Here is a 17,497-nt window from a genome sequence, read left to right on the forward strand (position 1 = left end):
CGCCGACGTATCTCCTGGGGTAATGCCCGGGATATCGTACGATGACTTCGTCGACACGGACTACGAACCGACCGGCGGCGATCTCGTCTGTGAGTTCGCGGTCGCTCCGGCCGACGGACTCGACATGGTGGACGCGGCCGGTCGCGTGGCTTCCGAGAGTTCGAACGGGACGTGGGCGACCCTCGACGTTACCGACGAGATAACCGACCTGAGTGCGACGGCCTTCGAAATCGGCGACGGGGAGATAACGGTCGCCTATCCACTCGAGCTGTTCGAGGGGGGTAACATGGCGCAGGTGCTGTCCTGTATCGCTGGGAATATTATGGGGATGAAGGCGGTCGACACCATCCGTCTCCGGGACGTGGAGTGGCCGGCGGCCCTCGTCGATTCTTTCAGAGGCCCGCAGTTCGGCTCGTCGGTGAAGTCACGATTTCTCGACGCTGCCGACCGCCCGGCCCTGGCGACGGTACCGAAACCCAAGGTGGGACTCTCCGCGGCCGACCACGCCGAGGTCGGCTATCGGGCGTGGGTCGGTGGTATCGACCTCCTCAAGGACGACGAGAACCTGACGAACCAGTCGTTCAACGGGTTCGAGGAGCGGGTGAAACGTGCCTTCGAGATGCGTGACCGCGCCGAGGAGGAAACTGGTGACAGGAAGGACTACCTCGTAAATATCACCGCCGACGTCGACGAGATGAAACGCCGGGCGGACCTCGTCGCCGATCAGGGCGGTCGCTTCGTCATGGTCGACGTCATCACGACCGGGTGGGCGGCCGTCCAGTCGGTCAGAGAACACACCGAGGACCTCGGGATGGCGATCCACGCCCACCGCGCGATGCACGCAGCGTTCGACCGTATCGAATCACACGGGGTATCGATGCGAGTCCTCGCGCAGGTCGCACGGCTCGTCGGTGTCGATCACATTCACACGGGAACCGCGAACCTCGGCAAACTGGATAACGAGGACACGGCCGGAATCAACGACTGGCTGGCCAGCGATCTGTTCGGCATGAACGACGTGGTGCCAGTCGCCTCCGGCGGCCTGCATCCCGGGACGGTCGAACCGCTCCTGGACCGCATCGGGACGGAAGTCATCGTTCAGGCTGGTGGTGGCGTCCACGGTCATCCCGACGGCACCGAGGCGGGCGCTCGGGCGTTCAGACAGGCCGTAGACGCGTATCAAGACGGGATCGAACCGACCGAATATGCGGACGATCACCACGAACTCGCGGTGGCACTCGACCAGTGGGGAACCCATTCCCCACGATAGGGCACTCCCCGTCCCTATCGAACAGTCCGCCGTACGAAATGCCCCGGCGGAAACCCGCCAGAGGCTTGTCAGAGGCACAGCCGGTGGCAAGCCACCCGCCACTTCAACATAGATGCTGGCGTATAATTAGGTCACTTACTGACGCTCTCGTCAGTGATCGGTTTTCATATAAAAATGTGTCGGCCATTTAAATAACACCGATGGGTTTTTCTGACGACACCAACCATGGCAGTATGATGGGTTGTGACGATGTCGAGTGTTTGATCGGTCTCCTCTCTCGTCGGTACGACCTTCTGGAAGCGCTCACCGACGACCCTCGAACGAAAAATGAACTCGAATCGTCCCTCGGCGTCTCTCGATCGACCATCGACCGGGCAGTGCGCTCACTCGAAGAAGAGTCAATCGTCGTTCGGGGAATGGATGGGGTCAGGTTGACGCTGCTCGGACGCATCGCACTCGACGGGTACCGCCAGTTCAGGACCGGTCTGGAGGGGCTCGATCTGGCCCGTCCGCTCGTCTCTTCACAGGAATCCGACGAGAAGATTCCGTTCGAACTGTTCGAAAGAGCGGACATCATCAACGCCAATCGGCAGTCGCCACATCGTCCGATCGTCGGCTTACAGCAGTTCCTCGAGGACGCATCGACGGTGAAGAGCATCGCGACGGCCCTCCTTCCCGAGTACGTGGAATTCTACCACAACCAGGTCGTCGACCACGAGATGGATGTGGAACTCGTCGTCCTGTCGTCGGTTCTCGACGAACTGCTCGCGACCTACTGGGAATCCATGAACGATGCCCTGTCCACGGGGCGGCTCACCATCTTCGAGACGTCCGCGGAACCGCCGTACAGCCTGAAGATCGGGGAGACGGACACGACGGAGGTCTCCATAGTCACGTACGGAGATCAGGGTGTGACCGGGTTCATCCGCTCGGAGAGCCGCGTAGCCGTCGAGTGGGCACAAGAGCTCTATCAGCGGACGAAAGCGAACGCCACGCTCGTTGCGCCGATGGACTGACTAGTCTCACCGCGATGGACGCCTGACGCTGACCGCGATGCCCTGCCCCAGCGGCACGAGGACGGACTCGAAGTCCGGGTCCTCACGGATTCGTTCGATGTATGCGACGATTCCTGCGGTCCTATCGTCTTTGGGGTCCTCGCCGGCCAGTGCCCCATAGACGTGTTCGGGGTCGACCGGTCCGTCCATCATGTTGTCCGCGACGACGATTCCGCCGTCGGTCACCCGATCAGCGACCCGCTCGAAGGCGTCCTCGTATCGGATCTTCTCGTGGTCGATCAGTACGACGTCGAAGTGTCCCGTGGTCTTCGCGAATGCGGTCATCGCATCGCCAGCCTCGAAGCTCGCTTGCTTGCCATAGCCCGCACGCTCGACGAATTTCCGTGCCCGGTCGAGGTTCTCCTCGTCGTAATCGGTGAGGATTATCTCGCCGTCGTCGGGCAACGCACTCGCCGTCCAGACAGCGGAGTAGCCAAAGCCCGAGCCGAATTCGAAGACCCGCTCCGCATCGACCATGGTGGCCGCGACCCGGAGAAACCGGCCGACGTCGGCCCCGACGATCGGAAAATTCTGTTCGCGCGCGTAGGCCTCCATCGACTCGACGACCGGATCGAGGTCACCGTTTCCGAGTTCCAGCAATGCTCCGACCGGGTCAGCGAGGATGTCTGTCATCTACCTGACCCCACGATCAGTCTCGCCACTTGATCGAGCACCCTCTGGATGGGAGGAACGCCTTGTCCACGGGCCGACCGGCCAGGACCTGTTCGATGGCCTCTCGCATGTCGTGTTGGCTCGGTTCGTCGTCCGGGTTGAGCGCGTCGTCGAGCCGACCCTGCCAGGCCAGCACGAACTCACCGTCATCGTTCCTGAAGAGGAAGGGGTCGGGCGTGCAGACGGCACCGTATTCTGTTGCCACCGTCTGGTCCTCGTCGCGGAGGTAGGCGTCGTACTGGATCGTTTCATCTTCGACCAGTTCCCGCATTCGTTCGAAGGAATCGTCGGGATACGCCGTCTCGTCGTTCGGATTGATGCCGACGACTGCGACCTCGTCGTAGTCCCCGGCGAGTCGGTTCAACACGTCTATCTTCGCTTTCGCGTACGGACAGTGGTTGCACGTGAAGACGACGAGGAGTGCGTCGTTTTCTTCGAACGAAGAGAGCGTGTACGTCTCGCCATCGGTGCCGGGCAGTGAGAACTCCGGGGCAGGGTCACCCGTCGAGAGTTCCTGGATCGATTCTTCTGCCATAGAGACACGTTCGGGTGCGGCGGCAAAATCTATTGGGGCCGCTCAGCGACTGGCCAGGTTGGCCCGTTCGACGACCTCGGTCGAGGAGAGCGTCTCGTCGGCCATCTCGTAACGGCCGTCTTCCTCCGAGAGGATACCGGCGTCGACGAGATGGGTGAGGTGTGCGTCGGCCTCGCCAGGGCCGTGGAGGATGTGGATGTTCTCCAGATCACCGAACAGGGCGTCGCTGACCTCCCACGTGGTCAGGGGTCCGGCGTTACGGACGACGTCGACTACACGTTCTGTTCGGTACTCGTGGTGGCGGGCGATATCTCGGGCACGTTCCGTGGGGGCGAATATCGGCCCGCGGTGTCCCGGCCACGCCCGGTCGAGGTCGAGGTCGACGATACGGTCGAGACTGTCGAGGTACCTGGCCAGCGGTGCGTCCACGCGGACGTCGGCACCGCCCACGTTCGGGGTGTACTTCGGCAGGATCGCATCGCCGACGAACCCCTCGGTTCGTCCTTCGCGCTCGAAGACGTACGCGACGAGACCCGCCGCGTGGCCCGGTAGATGCACGACCGACATCGAGTGGTCGCCGACGTCCACTACGTCTCCATCGGTGACCCTCGTGACGTCGGCTGGGACGCCGCGGAGGCCTTCGTGATGGTCGAGGAAGGTCACGAGTTCGGCGCGCTCGTCGTCGGGCATTCCCCACTGTTCGAAATAGCGTTCCTGTCGCTCGTTCAGCGCGTCGAGCGTCGCTTCGTCGCCCTCGACGATGGGTGCATCGGCCTCGTGAACGTATATCGTCGCACCACTTGCCGCCTGTATCTCGCCCGCGAGACCCGCGTGGTCGTGGTGCCAGTGGGTCAGTAGCACCTGGTCTACGTCTGCGAATGCGACGCCATGTCCCTCGAGCGCGCTCTCCAGTTCCTCCCGGACCGGGCCAGTCGCCACACCAGTATCGACCAGGGTCGTCGGTCCGTCGTCGTCACTCCCCACGAGGTAGACGCTGTTGCGTCCCTCGAACGCGTTGTTCGTCAACTGGATGTGCTGCACGGGTCCCCGTTGGCTCCGAACTATTATGAGGGTTTCAGTCCGTCACCGAACGAGATACGGGTCCGGGTCGGTGAGGAACCGACCCAGGTCGCTCTCTCGGGCGTAATCTCGGTCCAGGACCGCTTCGAGTGTTGCGATCAATTCGTCGGCGTCGTCATCGGTCCAGTCGATCGGATCCGTGACAGGGACGATCAGCCACGCACCGCCAGATATCTCCGTCGCGTGGACTGCCCTGACATCGAGGTTCGCCACCGGGTACGTCGAGAATTGCTCGAGGACGTGCCGGACTGCGCGCTCGCCGACGGGGACGAGGACGTGGGCGGTAATCGCCCGTAGTTCCGTATCGAAGTACCGCTCCATCTCCAAATACGACTCCGAGGTCGGTTCTTCGTCCGACACGCACATGTGTAGATAGGAGCAGAACAGGTTCTGGGCGGTCGGAGCGTCGCCAGGATCGGACAAGAGGCCCACTGCCTCGAGTACACGCTGAATGCGTTCGCCGGCGATGGAATCGGTAAACGGGACGCCGGTCTCGATGCCGCCGTGACGCCCGGGGTGATCGCCGATGACGTGCACGTCGGCATTGGCATCCCCATAGCCGGGCACGTACCGGTCACATGGTGGTTCCATCCCGAAGGGGTTCCGTGTGCGGTCCGTGATGTTCTCCACAGGGAATGACTGGCGGCCGTCGAATATAGGGCCCGCGATAACGGCAGCCCACACAATAGCGGGCGAACAATTATGATAAATTCGGTAGATGGCCTATTCATGTCAGTAGATTACGATGCCGCCGTCGACCAGTTCGACTGGGACATCCCCGAGGACTTCGCCATTCCCTCGGTCGTCGAGTCACATGCGGCGGAGTTCGGCGACCGAACGGCCCTTCGGTTCCTGGACCGAGCCGGACGACGCGAGACTCTGACGTTCGGAGAACTGCGGGATGGAATGAATCGCTTCGCGAACGCCCTGGAATCGATGGGCGTGGGGAAGGGTGACCGTGTTTTGCACCTATTACCCCGCCATCCCGACGTTTTCGCCATCCAGTTAGGGGCCTTGAAACGTGGGGCACTGCTCGTCCCCTCCTCCGAGATGCTCCAACCGAACGACATCGAGTTCAGGGCAACCGATTGCGATGCGACGACCATCGTCGCCCACGAATCCCTCACCGGGATGGTCGATCCTATCCTCGAAGACACACCCATCGAGCGCACAATCGTCGTCGACGGCCACGTCGACGGCTGGGAACGATACGAGGACCTCGTTTCGGATCGATCGACGACCCACGACGGCCCGTCCCTTTCTGCACAGGACCCGATGTCGATCAATTACACCAGCGGAACGACCGGAAAACCCAAACCGGTACTGCATCGCCACCGATGGCTGTACGCGTTCAGTCGCGTGAACGGGCCGTACTGGTGGGGTGTCTCGGTCGACGACGACCTGTCGGACGAACTGCTCTGGGCAACCACTGGCACCGGGTGGGCGAAGTGGTTCTGGAGTCCCGTCGGAGTCGGATTGGCGACGGGTGCGACACAACTCGTCTACGAGGGAGAGTTCGAACCCGACATCTTCCTTGACGTGATGGAGTCGGAGGGGGTTACGCGTCTCTGTGCCGTTCCAACCCAGTACCGTATGTGGTCTCAGGAGGATCTGGACTCGTGGGACCTGGCGTTGACCGACGCGCTCTCCGCCGGGGAGCCACTCAACGTCGAACCGATCGAAGCGTTCGACGACGCATTCGGTGTCACACCCCGTGACGGCTATGGCCAGACCGAGACCGTCGCACTCGTCACGAACTATCCCGGTATCGACGTGAAACCTGGGAGCATGGGGAAGCCGACACCTGGTCTCGAGACGACCATCATCGACACGCAAGACGACGAGGAGGTCGAACCGGGTGAGATCGGTGAGATAGCCGTCCCGGTCGACAATCCGGGAATCTTCGATGGATACTACGAGAAACCGCACCTCGACGATAAGACGTTCCGGGGCGAGTACTATCGAACAGGCGACCTGGCACGGCAGGACGAGGACGGCTACTTCTTCTTCGAGGGACGCGCCGACGATATCATCATCTCCTCTGGGTACCGGATCGGTCCATTCGAGGTGGAAGACGCCCTCGTCAGCCACGATGCGGTCTCCGAGGCCGCAGCCGTCGCGAGTCCGCACGATGATCGCGGGAACGTCGTCAAGGCCTACGTGGTACTGACCGAGGAGTACGAACCGAGCGAGTCACTGGTGGACGAGATTCAGGAATTCATGAAGTCGGAGACGGCACCCTACAAATATCCGCGCCGCATCGACTTCGTGGACGAACTCCCGAAGACCTCCAGTGGGAAGATCCGTCGGATCGAACTCCGCTCTGCAGAGACGGATCAGTTCGGTGGCTGAAACGCGGAACCGTCAGTCGAGGGAAGCGTGGGCCTCGACGGGGGCCTCTGATTCGACGGTGAGGGTGTACAGGTTCTGCCGGGCGTCGGGAACGTAGATGTTCTTCTCGACGATGCTCTGCTCCTGAAGTCGGTCCAGGGCGTCGCGGACGGTCCGCTGAGAGAGGCGGGACTTCTCGACGATCTGTTTCTGGGTGAGGCCGCCGTTGTACTCGAGAACCTTCAGGACTAGCTTTCCACTCGGGGGCAGGTCTCGGACGGTGTCTTCGGACTGGGACATTCTAGGTGCACCAAAGAACTGGGGGATATTATATATTAGGTATCGGTGCCGTGACCTGGTTACTATTAGTAACTTCCCAACATTGCGCGGGTAGTTTCAACTGGAACGTCGGCTCGACCTCGAAAGCGCCCACACGACGAGTCCGCTGGTCTCCTCGTCACAACACACCGCCTGGAAGAGATACCTGCCCAGTAATCTGCAGGCTGAGCAGGCCGAGTCCCCCGGGGCTCGACCACGAGGCGGTTTACGGCGGAGAATAGTTCGGTTCATCGCCCGTGTCACGGACCGGCGACGGCGGCGCCCGATTCGTCACACTGCCCGTCTTCGACGGCGTCCGGGTCGTTACTCCTCGTCTTCGTCAGATTCGTCGCTCGACTCGACTTCTTCTGTCGGTTCGTCTTCGTCGTCTGCCGTGGTCGTCCCTTCGGTGGGGTTGTACCCCGCGAAGTCGATAGCTTCTTTGACCGCTTCGACGTCGGCATCGCCCTCGACCGTGACCGTCTGTGCTTCGCGGTCTGCTTCGACCGATTCGACGCCTCTGACGTCTGCGACGGCGCCTTCGACGATCTCTTCACAGCCATCACAGGACATGTCCGTAACGGTAACCGTAATCGACATGAAACGGGATTGGAGGGGGGAGGTTTAGGGCGTTTCGGGTTGTACCGGCGCTATCGTCGGAGACCACCGAGGACGTGGTAGTCGGTGTCCGGGGTGTAGCGGCGGAACAGTAGGCTGTTCGTCAGCACACTTACGCTCGAAAACGCCATCGCGGCCGCCGCCAGCACTGGCTGCAACAACCCGAGCGATGCCAGAGGGATCATCACGGTGTTGTAGCCGAGTGCCCAGAAGAGGTTCTGCTTGATCTTCTCCAGGGTCGCCTCGGAGATGCGGATCGCCTTCACAACGTCGAGGGGGTCGTCCCGCATGAGCGTCACGTCCCCGGCTTCGATCGCCACGTCGGTCCCGCTCCCGATGGCGGTCCCCACGGAAGCAGCCGCGAGTGCGGGCGCGTCGTTGACGCCATCACCAACCATCATTGCCCGACGGCCATCGGTCTGAATCTCGTCGATGGCGTTCGCCTTGTCCTCGGGGAGCACACCCGCCATGACGTTGTCGGCGTCGATACCGACCTCCTGGGCGACCGCTTTCGCCGTCCGTTCGTTGTCACCGGTGATCATCCACACGTCCTGGCCGCGCGTGGTGAGTGTCGCGACGGCCCGCTTTGCGGATTCTTTGATCTCGTCCGCGGTCGCGATGACACCGACTACCTGGCCATCGACGGCGACGAGCATCGCCGTTTTCCCCGCCGATTCGAACGTCTGCAGCGTCTCCGATACCCGTTCTGTGTCGACGTCGTTCGACTCGAGTAACGCTCGATTGCCGACGAGGACCTCCGTGTCTGCGACCGTCGCGCGGATGCCGTGTCCGGGGACGTTCTCGAAGTCGGTCGGTTCGCTCACCTCGAGGTCACGATCCGTCGCGCCATCGACGATGGCCGCGGCAAGCGGGTGCTCGCTCCCGCGTTCCGCACTCGCAGCCATCCGCAGGACGAACGACTCGTCGATCCGTGTCTGCAGAACGCCGCCATCGGCGACGGCCTGGTCGTCGAGGGCCACGACGTCGGTGAGTCGCATCTCGCCCCTGGTGAGCGTCCCCGTCTTGTCGAAGACGACGGCATCGATGTCGCGGACCTGTTCCAGCACGTCGCCACCCTTGAAGAGGACGCCGTTGCGGGCGCCGATGCTCGTACCGACCATCGTCGCGGCCGGGGTGGCGAGTCCCAGCGCACAGGGACAGGCGATGAGGACGGCGCTGGCGAAGACGATGATCGAGAACTCGAAGACCGACACTGCCCCGCCCGCGACCGCCGGGCCACCGGCCACGACCCCCCAGAGTGGGAGTGCGCCGACGAATCCGGCGAGCGCTTCGGGGAACAGGTACCAGATCGACCCCCAGAACAGCGCGTTGACGATGACCGCCGGGACGAAGTATGCGCTGATGCGGTCGGCCGTGTTCTGGATCTCGGGCTGGCGGGACTGCGCGTCCCGGACGAGGTCGACGATCTGCTGGATGGCGGTCTCGGCGCCGACCTTCGTGGCCTGGACGGTCAGCATACCGTTTTCGTTGATGGTGGACCCGACCACCTCGTCGCCCTCGGATTTCTCGACGGGGACCGACTCGCCGGTCACCATCGATTCGTCCACGGCGCTCTGACCGTCGATGACCTCGCCGTCCGTGGGAATCTTCTCGCCGGGTCTGACCTTCAGAATGTCGCCGACCTGGACCTCCTCCAGGGGGACTTCGCGTTCCGTTCCGTCCGGGCCGATGACGGTCGCCGTCTCGGCTTCCATCTCCAGGAGTTGCTGGATGGCCTCGCCGGCCTGGCCCTTCGAGCGGGCTTCGAGGAAATTACCGAGGGTGATGAACACCAGGATGAGGGCTGCGGTATCGAAGTAGAGCCCGCCCGCGATGAGCCCGGCCAGTACGGCCACGCTGTAGGTGTACGCAGTCGTGGACCCGAGCGCGATGAGCACGTCCATGTTGGCGGTCCGGTTGTGGACGAGTGCGTTCCAGGAGTTGCGGTAGAACTCGCGGCCGAGGACCACCTGGACGGGGGTCGCGAAGAGGAACGCGAACCATCCGACGCCAACCGGTCCGATGGCATCCGGCAACAGCGATGGGAAAAACAGATGCTCGACCATCAGCCCGAGGAGCGGAAGCGATAGTGCGGCCCCGAAGAGCACCAGTCGTCGCTGTTTCGCTATCTCCTCGTTCCGGGCGGCCTGTCGTCTATCCGAATCGCTCTGTTCGTCGCCCTCAGTCTCTCGGACGGGGGAGTAGCCCGCCGCCTCGACGGCGTCGTAGAGGTCTTCGAGTGCGACGTCGGCCGGATTGTACGTCACGGCGGCCTCGTCGGTCGCGTAGTTCACACTCGCCGTGATGACCCCCGCCGTATCGTGGAGGCGGTCGGCGATGGTCTCCGCACAGTTCGCACAGGACATATCGGAGACGCCGATGGAGACCGTCTCAGTGGCGGCGCTGTAGCCGGCCTGCTCGATGGCATCGAAGATCGTTTCGAGGCGCACTTCCTCGGGGTCGTACTCTACCGAGCCCTCGTCGGTCGCGAAGTTGGCCGTCGCCTCGTCGACGCCCTCGAGGTCACCGACGGCGTCCTCGATGGCGGCCGAGCAGTTCGCACAGCTCATACCGGTTATCTCCAGGCGGGCGTGGCGCATCGAATTCACTATCTGTAGAAAGGCTCTCCAGGTTGATGCCGATTGCCCCTAACGAACCAAAGTGAGCTGGGCCTTCAACCGAAGGATCTGAAATGAACGGACGGTTTCAGACATCGCTCGCGAGGTTTTCGTATGCTTCACGGTACCGTGCTTCACAGGACCCACAGCAGAACTGTTTCACCTCGCCGCCGATCCGTGCGGTCACACCCTCGGCGGTCACCGTGTTCCCGCACTCGTCGCAGGTGAGAGCGAACTCCGTCGCGCCGACTGCAGGGGTCCACTCCGAACTGCTGAGGAGATCGACCGCCATCTCCTCGACGTGTTCGGGTTCGACGATCGACAGTAGCCACTGTCTGACGTCCGCCGGTGCGTTCGCCTGCACGACCAGCCGGGAGTCGACGGTCACGAAGCAGTGTTCGACGGCCTCCGCCTCGCGAATGGACGCTCGAACGGTGTCGAGTTTCGCCGGGTCGACCTCGAGGGTGACGAGCACTGGCGTCCCCTCTCTGAGCTGCTCCCTGTCGAGCGCGACGGTGAACCGCCGAATGACGCCCTGATCGCGGAGCCGCTGGACCCGATCGGAGACGGCCGGTGGCGAGAGTCCGACCTCGTCTGCGATCTCTCGATAGGGCCGCCGCCCATCCTCGACCAGCAACCCGAGGATCTCGATGTCGATGTCGTCGAGGTCGCGCATGTGAGTCGATTATCCTCCTGACAGATACGTCTGACGAGCGGTCGGCTGCACCGACGCCCATCACAGCAGCGGAGTGGTCCGAGCGGATGCGGGCTGGCCGAATCGGTCGGAGCCATCCAGCATATACTTATGCAGTGTCGTTTAATAGGTCCATACGAACGGTTAGGCGGGGCCCGATATGTCGGCGAACTCCGAACGAATGATGTACGACCTCGATTCGATCCTCCCCCCGGCGCTGGTCAGCGAAGTCGCTCCCGGGACCAACCTCCTGGTCAGTGGTCCCTCGATGTCCGGGAAGCGACAGCTGATGCTGCGGATGATGGCCCACGGCGCGTCACTGGGTGAGGGTGGTGTCGTGGTCACGACGAAGGACCCGGCGACTGACATCGTCGAAGATTACCGGGCACTCCGGGACGGCGACGACGAGTTTCTCCGGTTGATCGATTGTGTGAGCTCCCAGAGCGGGAGCGAAATCGGGAACGCGATGGTGCAGTCGGTCTCCTCTCCCGGGGACCTCACCGGTATCGGCATCGAGTTCTCGGAGATCGCAAAGGAAGCCGGCGGGAACGGTGTCGAACGGCTGCGTATCGGGTTCGACTCGATTACACCCCTGTTGATGTACGTCGACCTCCAGCGGCTCTTCCGCTTCCTGCACGTGTTCACGAGCCAGATCCAGTCCAACGACTGGCTGGGCCTGTTCGCCATCGACCCGAGTTCTCACGAAGAACAGACGGTCAGTACGATCAGTCAGCTCTTCGACGGCGTCGTCGACATCCGCGTTCCGGATGACGGTGGTCGTGAAGCTCGGGTACGAGGGGTCACCCCGTCGCCGACCGAGTGGGTCGCACTCGATTGAACGGGTTGGCTCCGGTTCGTGTTCGATCGACCGCTCTGGCTCCGGTTCGTAACTGATTACCGCGAGCGGTCGACACACCGTCCTATGGCATATCTGCGCTGGTCCTTGCTCGCCCTTATCGCGTACAGTCTCGTGGCGCCGTTGATGAAGGTCGCTACCGAGGAGATTCCGACGAACGTGGCGGTGATGGTCTCCAATACGATGCTGGTGGTCGCGGCGGCTGCACTGGTCCTGGTGACGAACGATTCCACGATCGAGTATCTGAGCCACCCCCGTGCCCCCTATCTCTACGCTGCCGGCATCGCGCTCGCTGTTGGCATCCTCGCCTACTACAAGGCGCTCTCCCTCGGTCCGGTGAGCGTCGTCACGCCGATATTCGGGATGTTCCTCGTGCTCAGCTCACTCGTTGGCTTCGTCGTTCTGGGCGAGTCGGTCACCGCCCGGAAGGGACTCGGCATCGTCTTCGCGGTCATCGCAGTCTATCTGACGGCCGGCTACTGAGCGGGCGCTGGCGGATCGACTCTTCAGTCGTGGCCGGAGACGCGGACCGGTTCGTACGGCTCTTCGAGGTATTCGATCTGACTCGATGAGAGGTCGATATCGAGGGCCTCGACGGCCTGCTCGAGGTGTTCGATACTCGTCGTCCCCACGATGGGTGCGTCGACCCAGTCTTTGTGGAACAACCAGGCGAGCGCTATCTGGGCCATCGTGACGTCCTTCTCCGCGGCGAGTTCCTGCACACGTTCGTTTATTTCCGGACCGCCGCCCTCGCGGTAGGGGTGCTCGTAGAGATGCTCTTCGGCTTCGCCACGATCCGTCGCGTCTACGTCTTCGTGTGGCCGGGTGAGATACCCCCTGGCGAGGGGTGACCAGGGAATGACCCCGACGTTCCGTTCCTGAGTATACGGGAGCATCTCCCGTTCTTCCTCGCGGTAGACGAGGTTGTAGTGGTTCTGCATCGTCTGGAACCGGGGCCGGTCGAGCCGATCCGACGCCGCAAGCGACCCCGCGAACTGGTAGGTCCACATCGAACTCGCGCCGATGTAGCGCACCTTTCCGCGGTCGACGGCGTCGCCGAGCGCCCGGAGCGTCGTCTCGATCGGCGTATCCTCGTCCCACCGATGGATCTGGTAGAGGTCGATGGTGTCCATCCCGAGTCGTTCCAGGCTGTTCTCGAGTTCCTGCTCGATGGCTTTCCGGGAGAGACCGCCGGAGTGGGGATTCTCGTCGTCCATCTGGAAGTAGCTCTTCGTCGCTACCACGCTCTCCTCGCGGTGGCCTTCGAGTGCCTTCCCGAGGATCCGCTCCGATTCGCCACGGGAGTACATATTGGCGGTGTCGAAGAAGTTCACGCCGAGGTCGATGGCGCGCTCGATGAGTGGGAGCGCCTCATCCTCCTCGAGGACCCACGGCCGCCAGTCGCTAGACCCGAAACTCATACAGCCGAGTGCGATCTTGCTGACGGTCATCCCGGTGTCGCCGAGGGTGGTGTACTCCATGGACCCGACCACATCATCGGCCTCCAAAAACCTTCGTGAGCCGATTACTCGAGAGACACTGTCCGGTCGAGCACCGTTCTGAGCCCCCAGTAGGCGCCGACGGCGACGACGAACGAGGCGATTACCGTCGCGTCTGTGATGGGCGTAGCCGTTCCCACGGCGAGTTTCGCGATGGCGGCCGGCGGTCCCTCCGGGGCGAACAGGGCGAGGCCGAACAGCGCCAACGCGGTAAGCGAGTAGAGTAGCTGTGCCTCCGCTCGTCGACGGATGAGCAGGGCCAGCCCCGCACCCAGCGTGACGAGTATGGTCGTGGTAGCGAGGACCAAGAGCAGTATCGCGCCCGGACGAGCGATGGACGTTCCGTCGAACGCCAACAGTCCCAACCAGAGTGCCGCCTGTGCCGGTGCGATCGCCACCATCGCGAGTGCCTTTCCATCGACGATCTGTGCCGGAGTGACCGGTGCTACACGCAGGAGTTCGAGCGTCCCGCGTTCGATCTCTTCGGCGAGCGAGTCGGCAGTGATGCTGCCACTGATGAACGCCGGGAGGAACGCGAGGACGGGGATCAAGACGGTGTACGTGAACTCGAAGTATGGGTTCGACTGTGGCGGTTCCGGAACGGCGAGTGGCTGCCTCGTGAGTCGGTGAGACATCGCGATCCGCTTTTGGCGTTCGAACTCCCCGAGTGCGTCCTTCATCTCGACGACGACCAGGGTCGTCTCGAAGTCGCCCTCCGGTGCCACGGCGTCGACGTGGATCCTCCCCCGTTCGATGTACTCGGCGTGCAGGACGCCATCGACCCGGCCATTAGAGAGGGCGATCACGGCCGACTCCCTGGATTCGAACTCCATCGCGTCTCTGGACTCGCCCGAATCCACGGCAGCCAGGAGGTCGTCGCTCGCGTTCCCGCTGACGGCCATGTCCACCTCGTACCCGCCCTCGGTCGCGCCCGGATCGGTCAGGGAGACGAGACCGACCACCATGAACGAGGAGAACGCTGCCACGAACAGCTGGATGGCGATGGCGAGCAGGATGGTCTTCTCCGACCTGAGTGACCCGATGGTCCGCCGCGCGATGCGAAGACGTCTACGCAAGGACGCTCACCACCGCGAGGTTGTATCCCAGGTGGACGAGGATGGCGACGCTCAGGCCGAGAAGGTAGGCCAGCCGCGAACGTGCCGCGCCGACTGCGGAGATAGTCGCCGTCGTGACGTGCAAGAAAAGCGGCGCGACGAGGAGCAGGCCAGGGGAAAAACCGCCGATAGCCGGGCCGAAGGCGACCTGACCGACGTCGAGTTGCGGGAGGCCCACGAGCTGGGTGATCGCCATCAGTTTCTCGGCGAGGAAGAAGCCGATGCCTGAGACCGTGCCGAGGACGACTGCCGTGCGACTACCTCTCGGGAATCGGCCGCGCTCGAACCCGGCGTAGACGTGCAGACTCTTGGCGACCTCCTCGATGACGGCGATGGCAGCGAGGAGCACCGGGATGGACGTCGCCGCGGGAAGCACGAAGAGGGCGGACACGACGAACAACTCCGCGACGAAGACGAACGGCACGAACAGCGCCGTCCAGAGTCCGACCGTCCACCGCGCACCGAGTGGCGCGGCGAGCGCGTCCAGCGTTCTTGCCGGTAACGGTCGCCGGGTGAACATGTGTTCTTCTCGCACCATCCCCGTTCCGAGGACGAACAGGACCACGGCGGCGAGAGTCACCGGGACGGTGGAGAGGACGAACGCTCCCGGCGAGAACGGCGCCGATTGCAGGTCGCTCACCACCACCGATAGCGGGGAGATGGCGGCGATGGGATGCACCTGCGTGAACACGGCTGGCACGAACGCGTATCCCGTCACCACCACGGAGATGGTGACCGTCACGAAGGTGAGTTCCTTGTAGGAGCGGGAGAGCAAGCCCGCTACGAAACTGGCACCGAGGAAGAGAGCGGCGAGCGGGACGATGGCAGCCACGCTGCGGATTCCGGCACCGATACCGAACGCGATGACGGCGGTGATCACGACGGAACCGACGAGATACGGGAGCGTCTTCCCCAGGACGATGTCGGCCCGCGAGGCAGGCGAGACCAGCAGTGGCTCTGCTCGACGGTTGATTCGCTCCGCGAAGATGGAGCTGCCGTACGCCTGTATGACAACGTTGAACGGCAAGAGGAAGACGAAGGCCAGGAGTAGCGACCGAAGCGGAAACGGCGGTGAGATCGATGATGGGGTGCCCGTTTGCGTCGTGCCGAGGATTCCATCGAGCGGCCCGCTATCGCTTCGAACGCCGTCGGCGCCTCCGGCCTGGATTCCGTCACTGGTGCGTTCGGCCTCCGTACCGCGGTCATCGTCGTTCGCATCCGACGTGTCTTCGTCGGCCGTCGGTGATGGGTCTTCGTCAGCAGAACCAGCCACGTCCTCGGACTGATCGGACTGCTGGGTGGCGGTGGCATCGCCGCCGTCAGCATCGTCCGCACCACCGTCGTCGACCGAACCGCTACCGGCTGCATCGAGTAGCGAGGTTGCAGCCCCGTCTCGTGACGTATAACTGAGACTCACCACGACCGGAAACGCGGCCGCCTCGTCCGACTCACTCCGCATCGCTCGGTCGTTGTAGCTGATCACGGCCTCACGAAAAGCCGCTCCGGCGGCTTGACCTGACGCCGAATCCCGTACCTTGACCATCTTCCCGTCGATCAGGACCTCGATGTCGCCGCTGTGGAGGTCATCGTCGGACCCCGATACGACGCGCAATTCGGACGACGCCCGAACTGGTTCGTAGTACGGGTTCGAGGGCTCGACTCCGACCCGATAGAGGTCCTCGCCCGGAGATGGGCTCGATGCGACGAGCATGGGTGCCATCCCACCCAGGGACACCAGGACGACGAGGATGGCAACTGCGGCACGTCTGTCGGTGCCACCGACGGATTTCGCGATCTCCCACCGCGCGATCCGGAAGATTCGACGCGGCGTCATCGTGGACCGTGTCCGGTGACCTCCAGGAAGAGGTCCTCGAGTGTCGATTCATCCGTTCGGATGTCGGTTACCTCTCCACCGGCGGCGTTCGCTCGCTTGCGGACGGTCTCCACGGCGTCCATCGATTCGACCCGCGATTGCCAGCGGTCGCCCACCGCCTCCGCCCCGTCCAGGGGGACGTCGGTGAAGACGCGGTACTCGATGGTTCCGTGCCGGTCTCGAATCTCCGCGAGCGTTCCACCAGCCGCAATCCGGCCGTCCCGCATGATCGCCACGCGGTCACAGACGCTCTCGACGTGATAGAGGTCGTGCGCACTGAACACGACGGTCTTCCCCTCGCCGGCGAGTTCCCTGGTGAACTCGACGACCGTGTGTGTCGTCGCGGGGTCGAGCCCACTCGCTGGTTCGTCGTAGACGAGGACGTCCGGGTCGTTGACCAGTGAACGGGCAATGGCGACCTTGCGTTTCATCCCTTTCGAGAAGTCCCCGACCGGGCGGTCGCGGGCCTCGAGGTCGAGTCTGTCCAGCGCTCGTTCGATCCGTTCTGCGGCGATCGACCGGGGGACGTCGTAGAGGTCGGCGAAGAAGTGCAGATACCCGAGTGGCGTCATCTCCTCGTAGAGCGGGGATTCCTCGGGGAGATAGCCCAGCGTCTCCCGCATGGCGGGGTCGGCTGCGTCGAAACCATTGACCGTGACGGTCCCCGCCGTCGGCTCGACGAGACCGGCGATCGTCTTCAGGGTCGAGGTCTTCCCTGCTCCGTTCGGTCCCACGAGGCCGAACACCTCACCAGTGTCCACGGCGAAATCGATGCCATCCACGGCCTGGACGTCGCCGTACCGTTTCTCCAACCCCTCGACCGTAATCATCGTCGAACCATCTCGGGGCGACGCTATTGATACTTTGGCTATCGGCCAGCCCAGTACTGGAAGACCGTTCCTGCGCACCATCGAATCATCCTTCTCGCAGGATCTGGTGGAGAGAAGCGACATACGGTCGTCG

17 protein-coding genes are annotated in these 17,497 nt (G+C 63.2%); 5 read left to right on the forward strand and 12 right to left on the reverse strand.

Translation table 11 applies throughout. The features are described 5' to 3' along the window. Positions 1-22: 22 nt before the first annotated feature. Complete coding sequence (rbcL, locus tag HSRCO_RS06690) at positions 23-1,270, forward strand: type III ribulose-bisphosphate carboxylase (protein ID WP_259519664.1); 1,248 nt, start codon at positions 23-25, stop codon at positions 1,268-1,270. A gap of 233 nt (positions 1,271-1,503) precedes the next feature. After that, positions 1,504-2,286, forward strand: a complete 783-nt coding sequence (locus HSRCO_RS06695) for a winged helix-turn-helix domain-containing protein (protein ID WP_259519665.1) — start codon at positions 1,504-1,506, stop codon at positions 2,284-2,286. A gap of 6 nt (positions 2,287-2,292) precedes the next feature. Here the strand turns inward: HSRCO_RS06695 and HSRCO_RS06700 are convergent, their stop codons facing one another. From HSRCO_RS06700 to HSRCO_RS06715, 4 genes are read right to left on the reverse strand one after another with little or no spacing between them, the layout of a single operon-like run. After that, the gene (locus tag HSRCO_RS06700) at positions 2,293-2,958 is read right to left on the reverse strand and encodes an O-methyltransferase (protein WP_259519666.1); all 666 of its coding nucleotides are present in this window, start codon (positions 2,956-2,958) and stop codon (positions 2,293-2,295) included. A gap of 16 nt (positions 2,959-2,974) precedes the next feature. Continuing rightward, entirely contained in the window at positions 2,975-3,532 is a 558-nt protein-coding gene (locus tag HSRCO_RS06705) for a thioredoxin family protein (protein WP_259519667.1), read from the reverse strand. A 42-nt stretch (positions 3,533-3,574) separates the two neighbouring features. After that, positions 3,575-4,573, reverse strand: coding sequence for an MBL fold metallo-hydrolase (locus HSRCO_RS06710; RefSeq protein ID WP_259519668.1), 999 nt, complete (start codon positions 4,571-4,573; stop codon positions 3,575-3,577). A gap of 42 nt (positions 4,574-4,615) precedes the next feature. Continuing rightward, a complete protein-coding gene (locus HSRCO_RS06715; RefSeq protein WP_259519669.1) occupies positions 4,616-5,242 on the reverse strand; it encodes a uracil-DNA glycosylase family protein in 627 nt (208 codons plus the stop codon). 99 nt (positions 5,243-5,341) lie between these two features. Between HSRCO_RS06715 and HSRCO_RS06720 the strand changes: the two genes are divergently transcribed. After that, positions 5,342-6,964 carry an acyl-CoA synthetase gene (locus tag HSRCO_RS06720; RefSeq protein WP_259519670.1) on the forward strand — a complete coding sequence of 541 codons (1,623 nt, stop codon included), beginning with the start codon at positions 5,342-5,344 and terminating at the stop codon, positions 6,962-6,964. A gap of 12 nt (positions 6,965-6,976) precedes the next feature. Here the strand turns inward: HSRCO_RS06720 and HSRCO_RS06725 are convergent, their stop codons facing one another. The 4 genes from HSRCO_RS06725 to HSRCO_RS06740 all read right to left on the reverse strand — a co-directional run bounded on the left by HSRCO_RS06725 (position 6,977) and on the right by HSRCO_RS06740 (position 11,173). Beyond that, positions 6,977-7,243 (reverse strand): helix-turn-helix domain-containing protein, encoded by a 267-nt coding sequence (locus HSRCO_RS06725; RefSeq protein ID WP_259519671.1) that lies wholly within the window; start codon positions 7,241-7,243, stop codon positions 6,977-6,979. 342 nt (positions 7,244-7,585) lie between these two features. After that, the gene (locus tag HSRCO_RS06730) at positions 7,586-7,861 is read right to left on the reverse strand and encodes a heavy-metal-associated domain-containing protein (RefSeq protein ID WP_259519672.1); all 276 of its coding nucleotides are present in this window, start codon (positions 7,859-7,861) and stop codon (positions 7,586-7,588) included. Positions 7,862-7,911: 50 nt separating this feature from the next. Next, on the reverse strand, positions 7,912-10,449 hold the full coding sequence (locus HSRCO_RS06735) for a heavy metal translocating P-type ATPase (RefSeq protein ID WP_396266419.1): 2,538 nt from the start codon (positions 10,447-10,449) through the stop codon (positions 7,912-7,914). A 136-nt stretch (positions 10,450-10,585) separates the two neighbouring features. Continuing rightward, positions 10,586-11,173: an AsnC family transcriptional regulator gene (locus HSRCO_RS06740; RefSeq protein ID WP_259519674.1), complete on the reverse strand. Its 588-nt coding sequence runs from the start codon at positions 11,171-11,173 to the stop codon at positions 10,586-10,588. Positions 11,174-11,351: 178 nt separating this feature from the next. Here HSRCO_RS06740 and HSRCO_RS06745 point away from each other — a divergent pair, with 178 nt between their 5' ends. Together HSRCO_RS06745 and HSRCO_RS06750 are read left to right on the forward strand one after the other, a co-directional pair. Beyond that, the gene (locus HSRCO_RS06745) at positions 11,352-12,029 is read left to right on the forward strand and encodes an ATPase domain-containing protein (protein WP_259519675.1); all 678 of its coding nucleotides are present in this window, start codon (positions 11,352-11,354) and stop codon (positions 12,027-12,029) included. An 84-nt stretch (positions 12,030-12,113) separates the two neighbouring features. Then, positions 12,114-12,530: an EamA family transporter gene (locus tag HSRCO_RS06750; RefSeq protein WP_259519676.1), complete on the forward strand. Its 417-nt coding sequence runs from the start codon at positions 12,114-12,116 to the stop codon at positions 12,528-12,530. A gap of 23 nt (positions 12,531-12,553) precedes the next feature. Here the strand turns inward: HSRCO_RS06750 and HSRCO_RS06755 are convergent, their stop codons facing one another. Genes HSRCO_RS06755 through HSRCO_RS06770 form a run of 4 tightly spaced genes read right to left on the reverse strand, consistent with a single transcriptional unit; the run spans position 12,554 to position 17,364 of the window. Then, a complete protein-coding gene (locus HSRCO_RS06755) occupies positions 12,554-13,528 on the reverse strand; it encodes an aldo/keto reductase (protein WP_259519678.1) in 975 nt (324 codons plus the stop codon). Positions 13,529-13,572: 44 nt separating this feature from the next. Further along, a complete protein-coding gene (locus HSRCO_RS06760; RefSeq protein ID WP_259519679.1) occupies positions 13,573-14,622 on the reverse strand; it encodes an ABC transporter permease in 1,050 nt (349 codons plus the stop codon). Next, positions 14,615-16,495, reverse strand: coding sequence for a PrsW family intramembrane metalloprotease (locus HSRCO_RS06765; protein ID WP_259519680.1), 1,881 nt, complete (start codon positions 16,493-16,495; stop codon positions 14,615-14,617). Before HSRCO_RS06765 ends, HSRCO_RS06760 begins: the two co-directional genes overlap by 8 nt. Further along, positions 16,492-17,364, reverse strand: a complete 873-nt coding sequence (locus HSRCO_RS06770; protein ID WP_259519682.1) for an ABC transporter ATP-binding protein — start codon at positions 17,362-17,364, stop codon at positions 16,492-16,494. The genes HSRCO_RS06765 and HSRCO_RS06770 overlap by 4 nt, the downstream gene beginning before the upstream one ends. Positions 17,365-17,497 lie beyond the last annotated feature (133 nt).

Origin of the sequence: Halanaeroarchaeum sp. HSR-CO, assembly GCF_024972755.1 — an archaeon.
Classification (GTDB): Archaea; Halobacteriota; Halobacteria; order Halobacteriales; family Halobacteriaceae; genus Halanaeroarchaeum.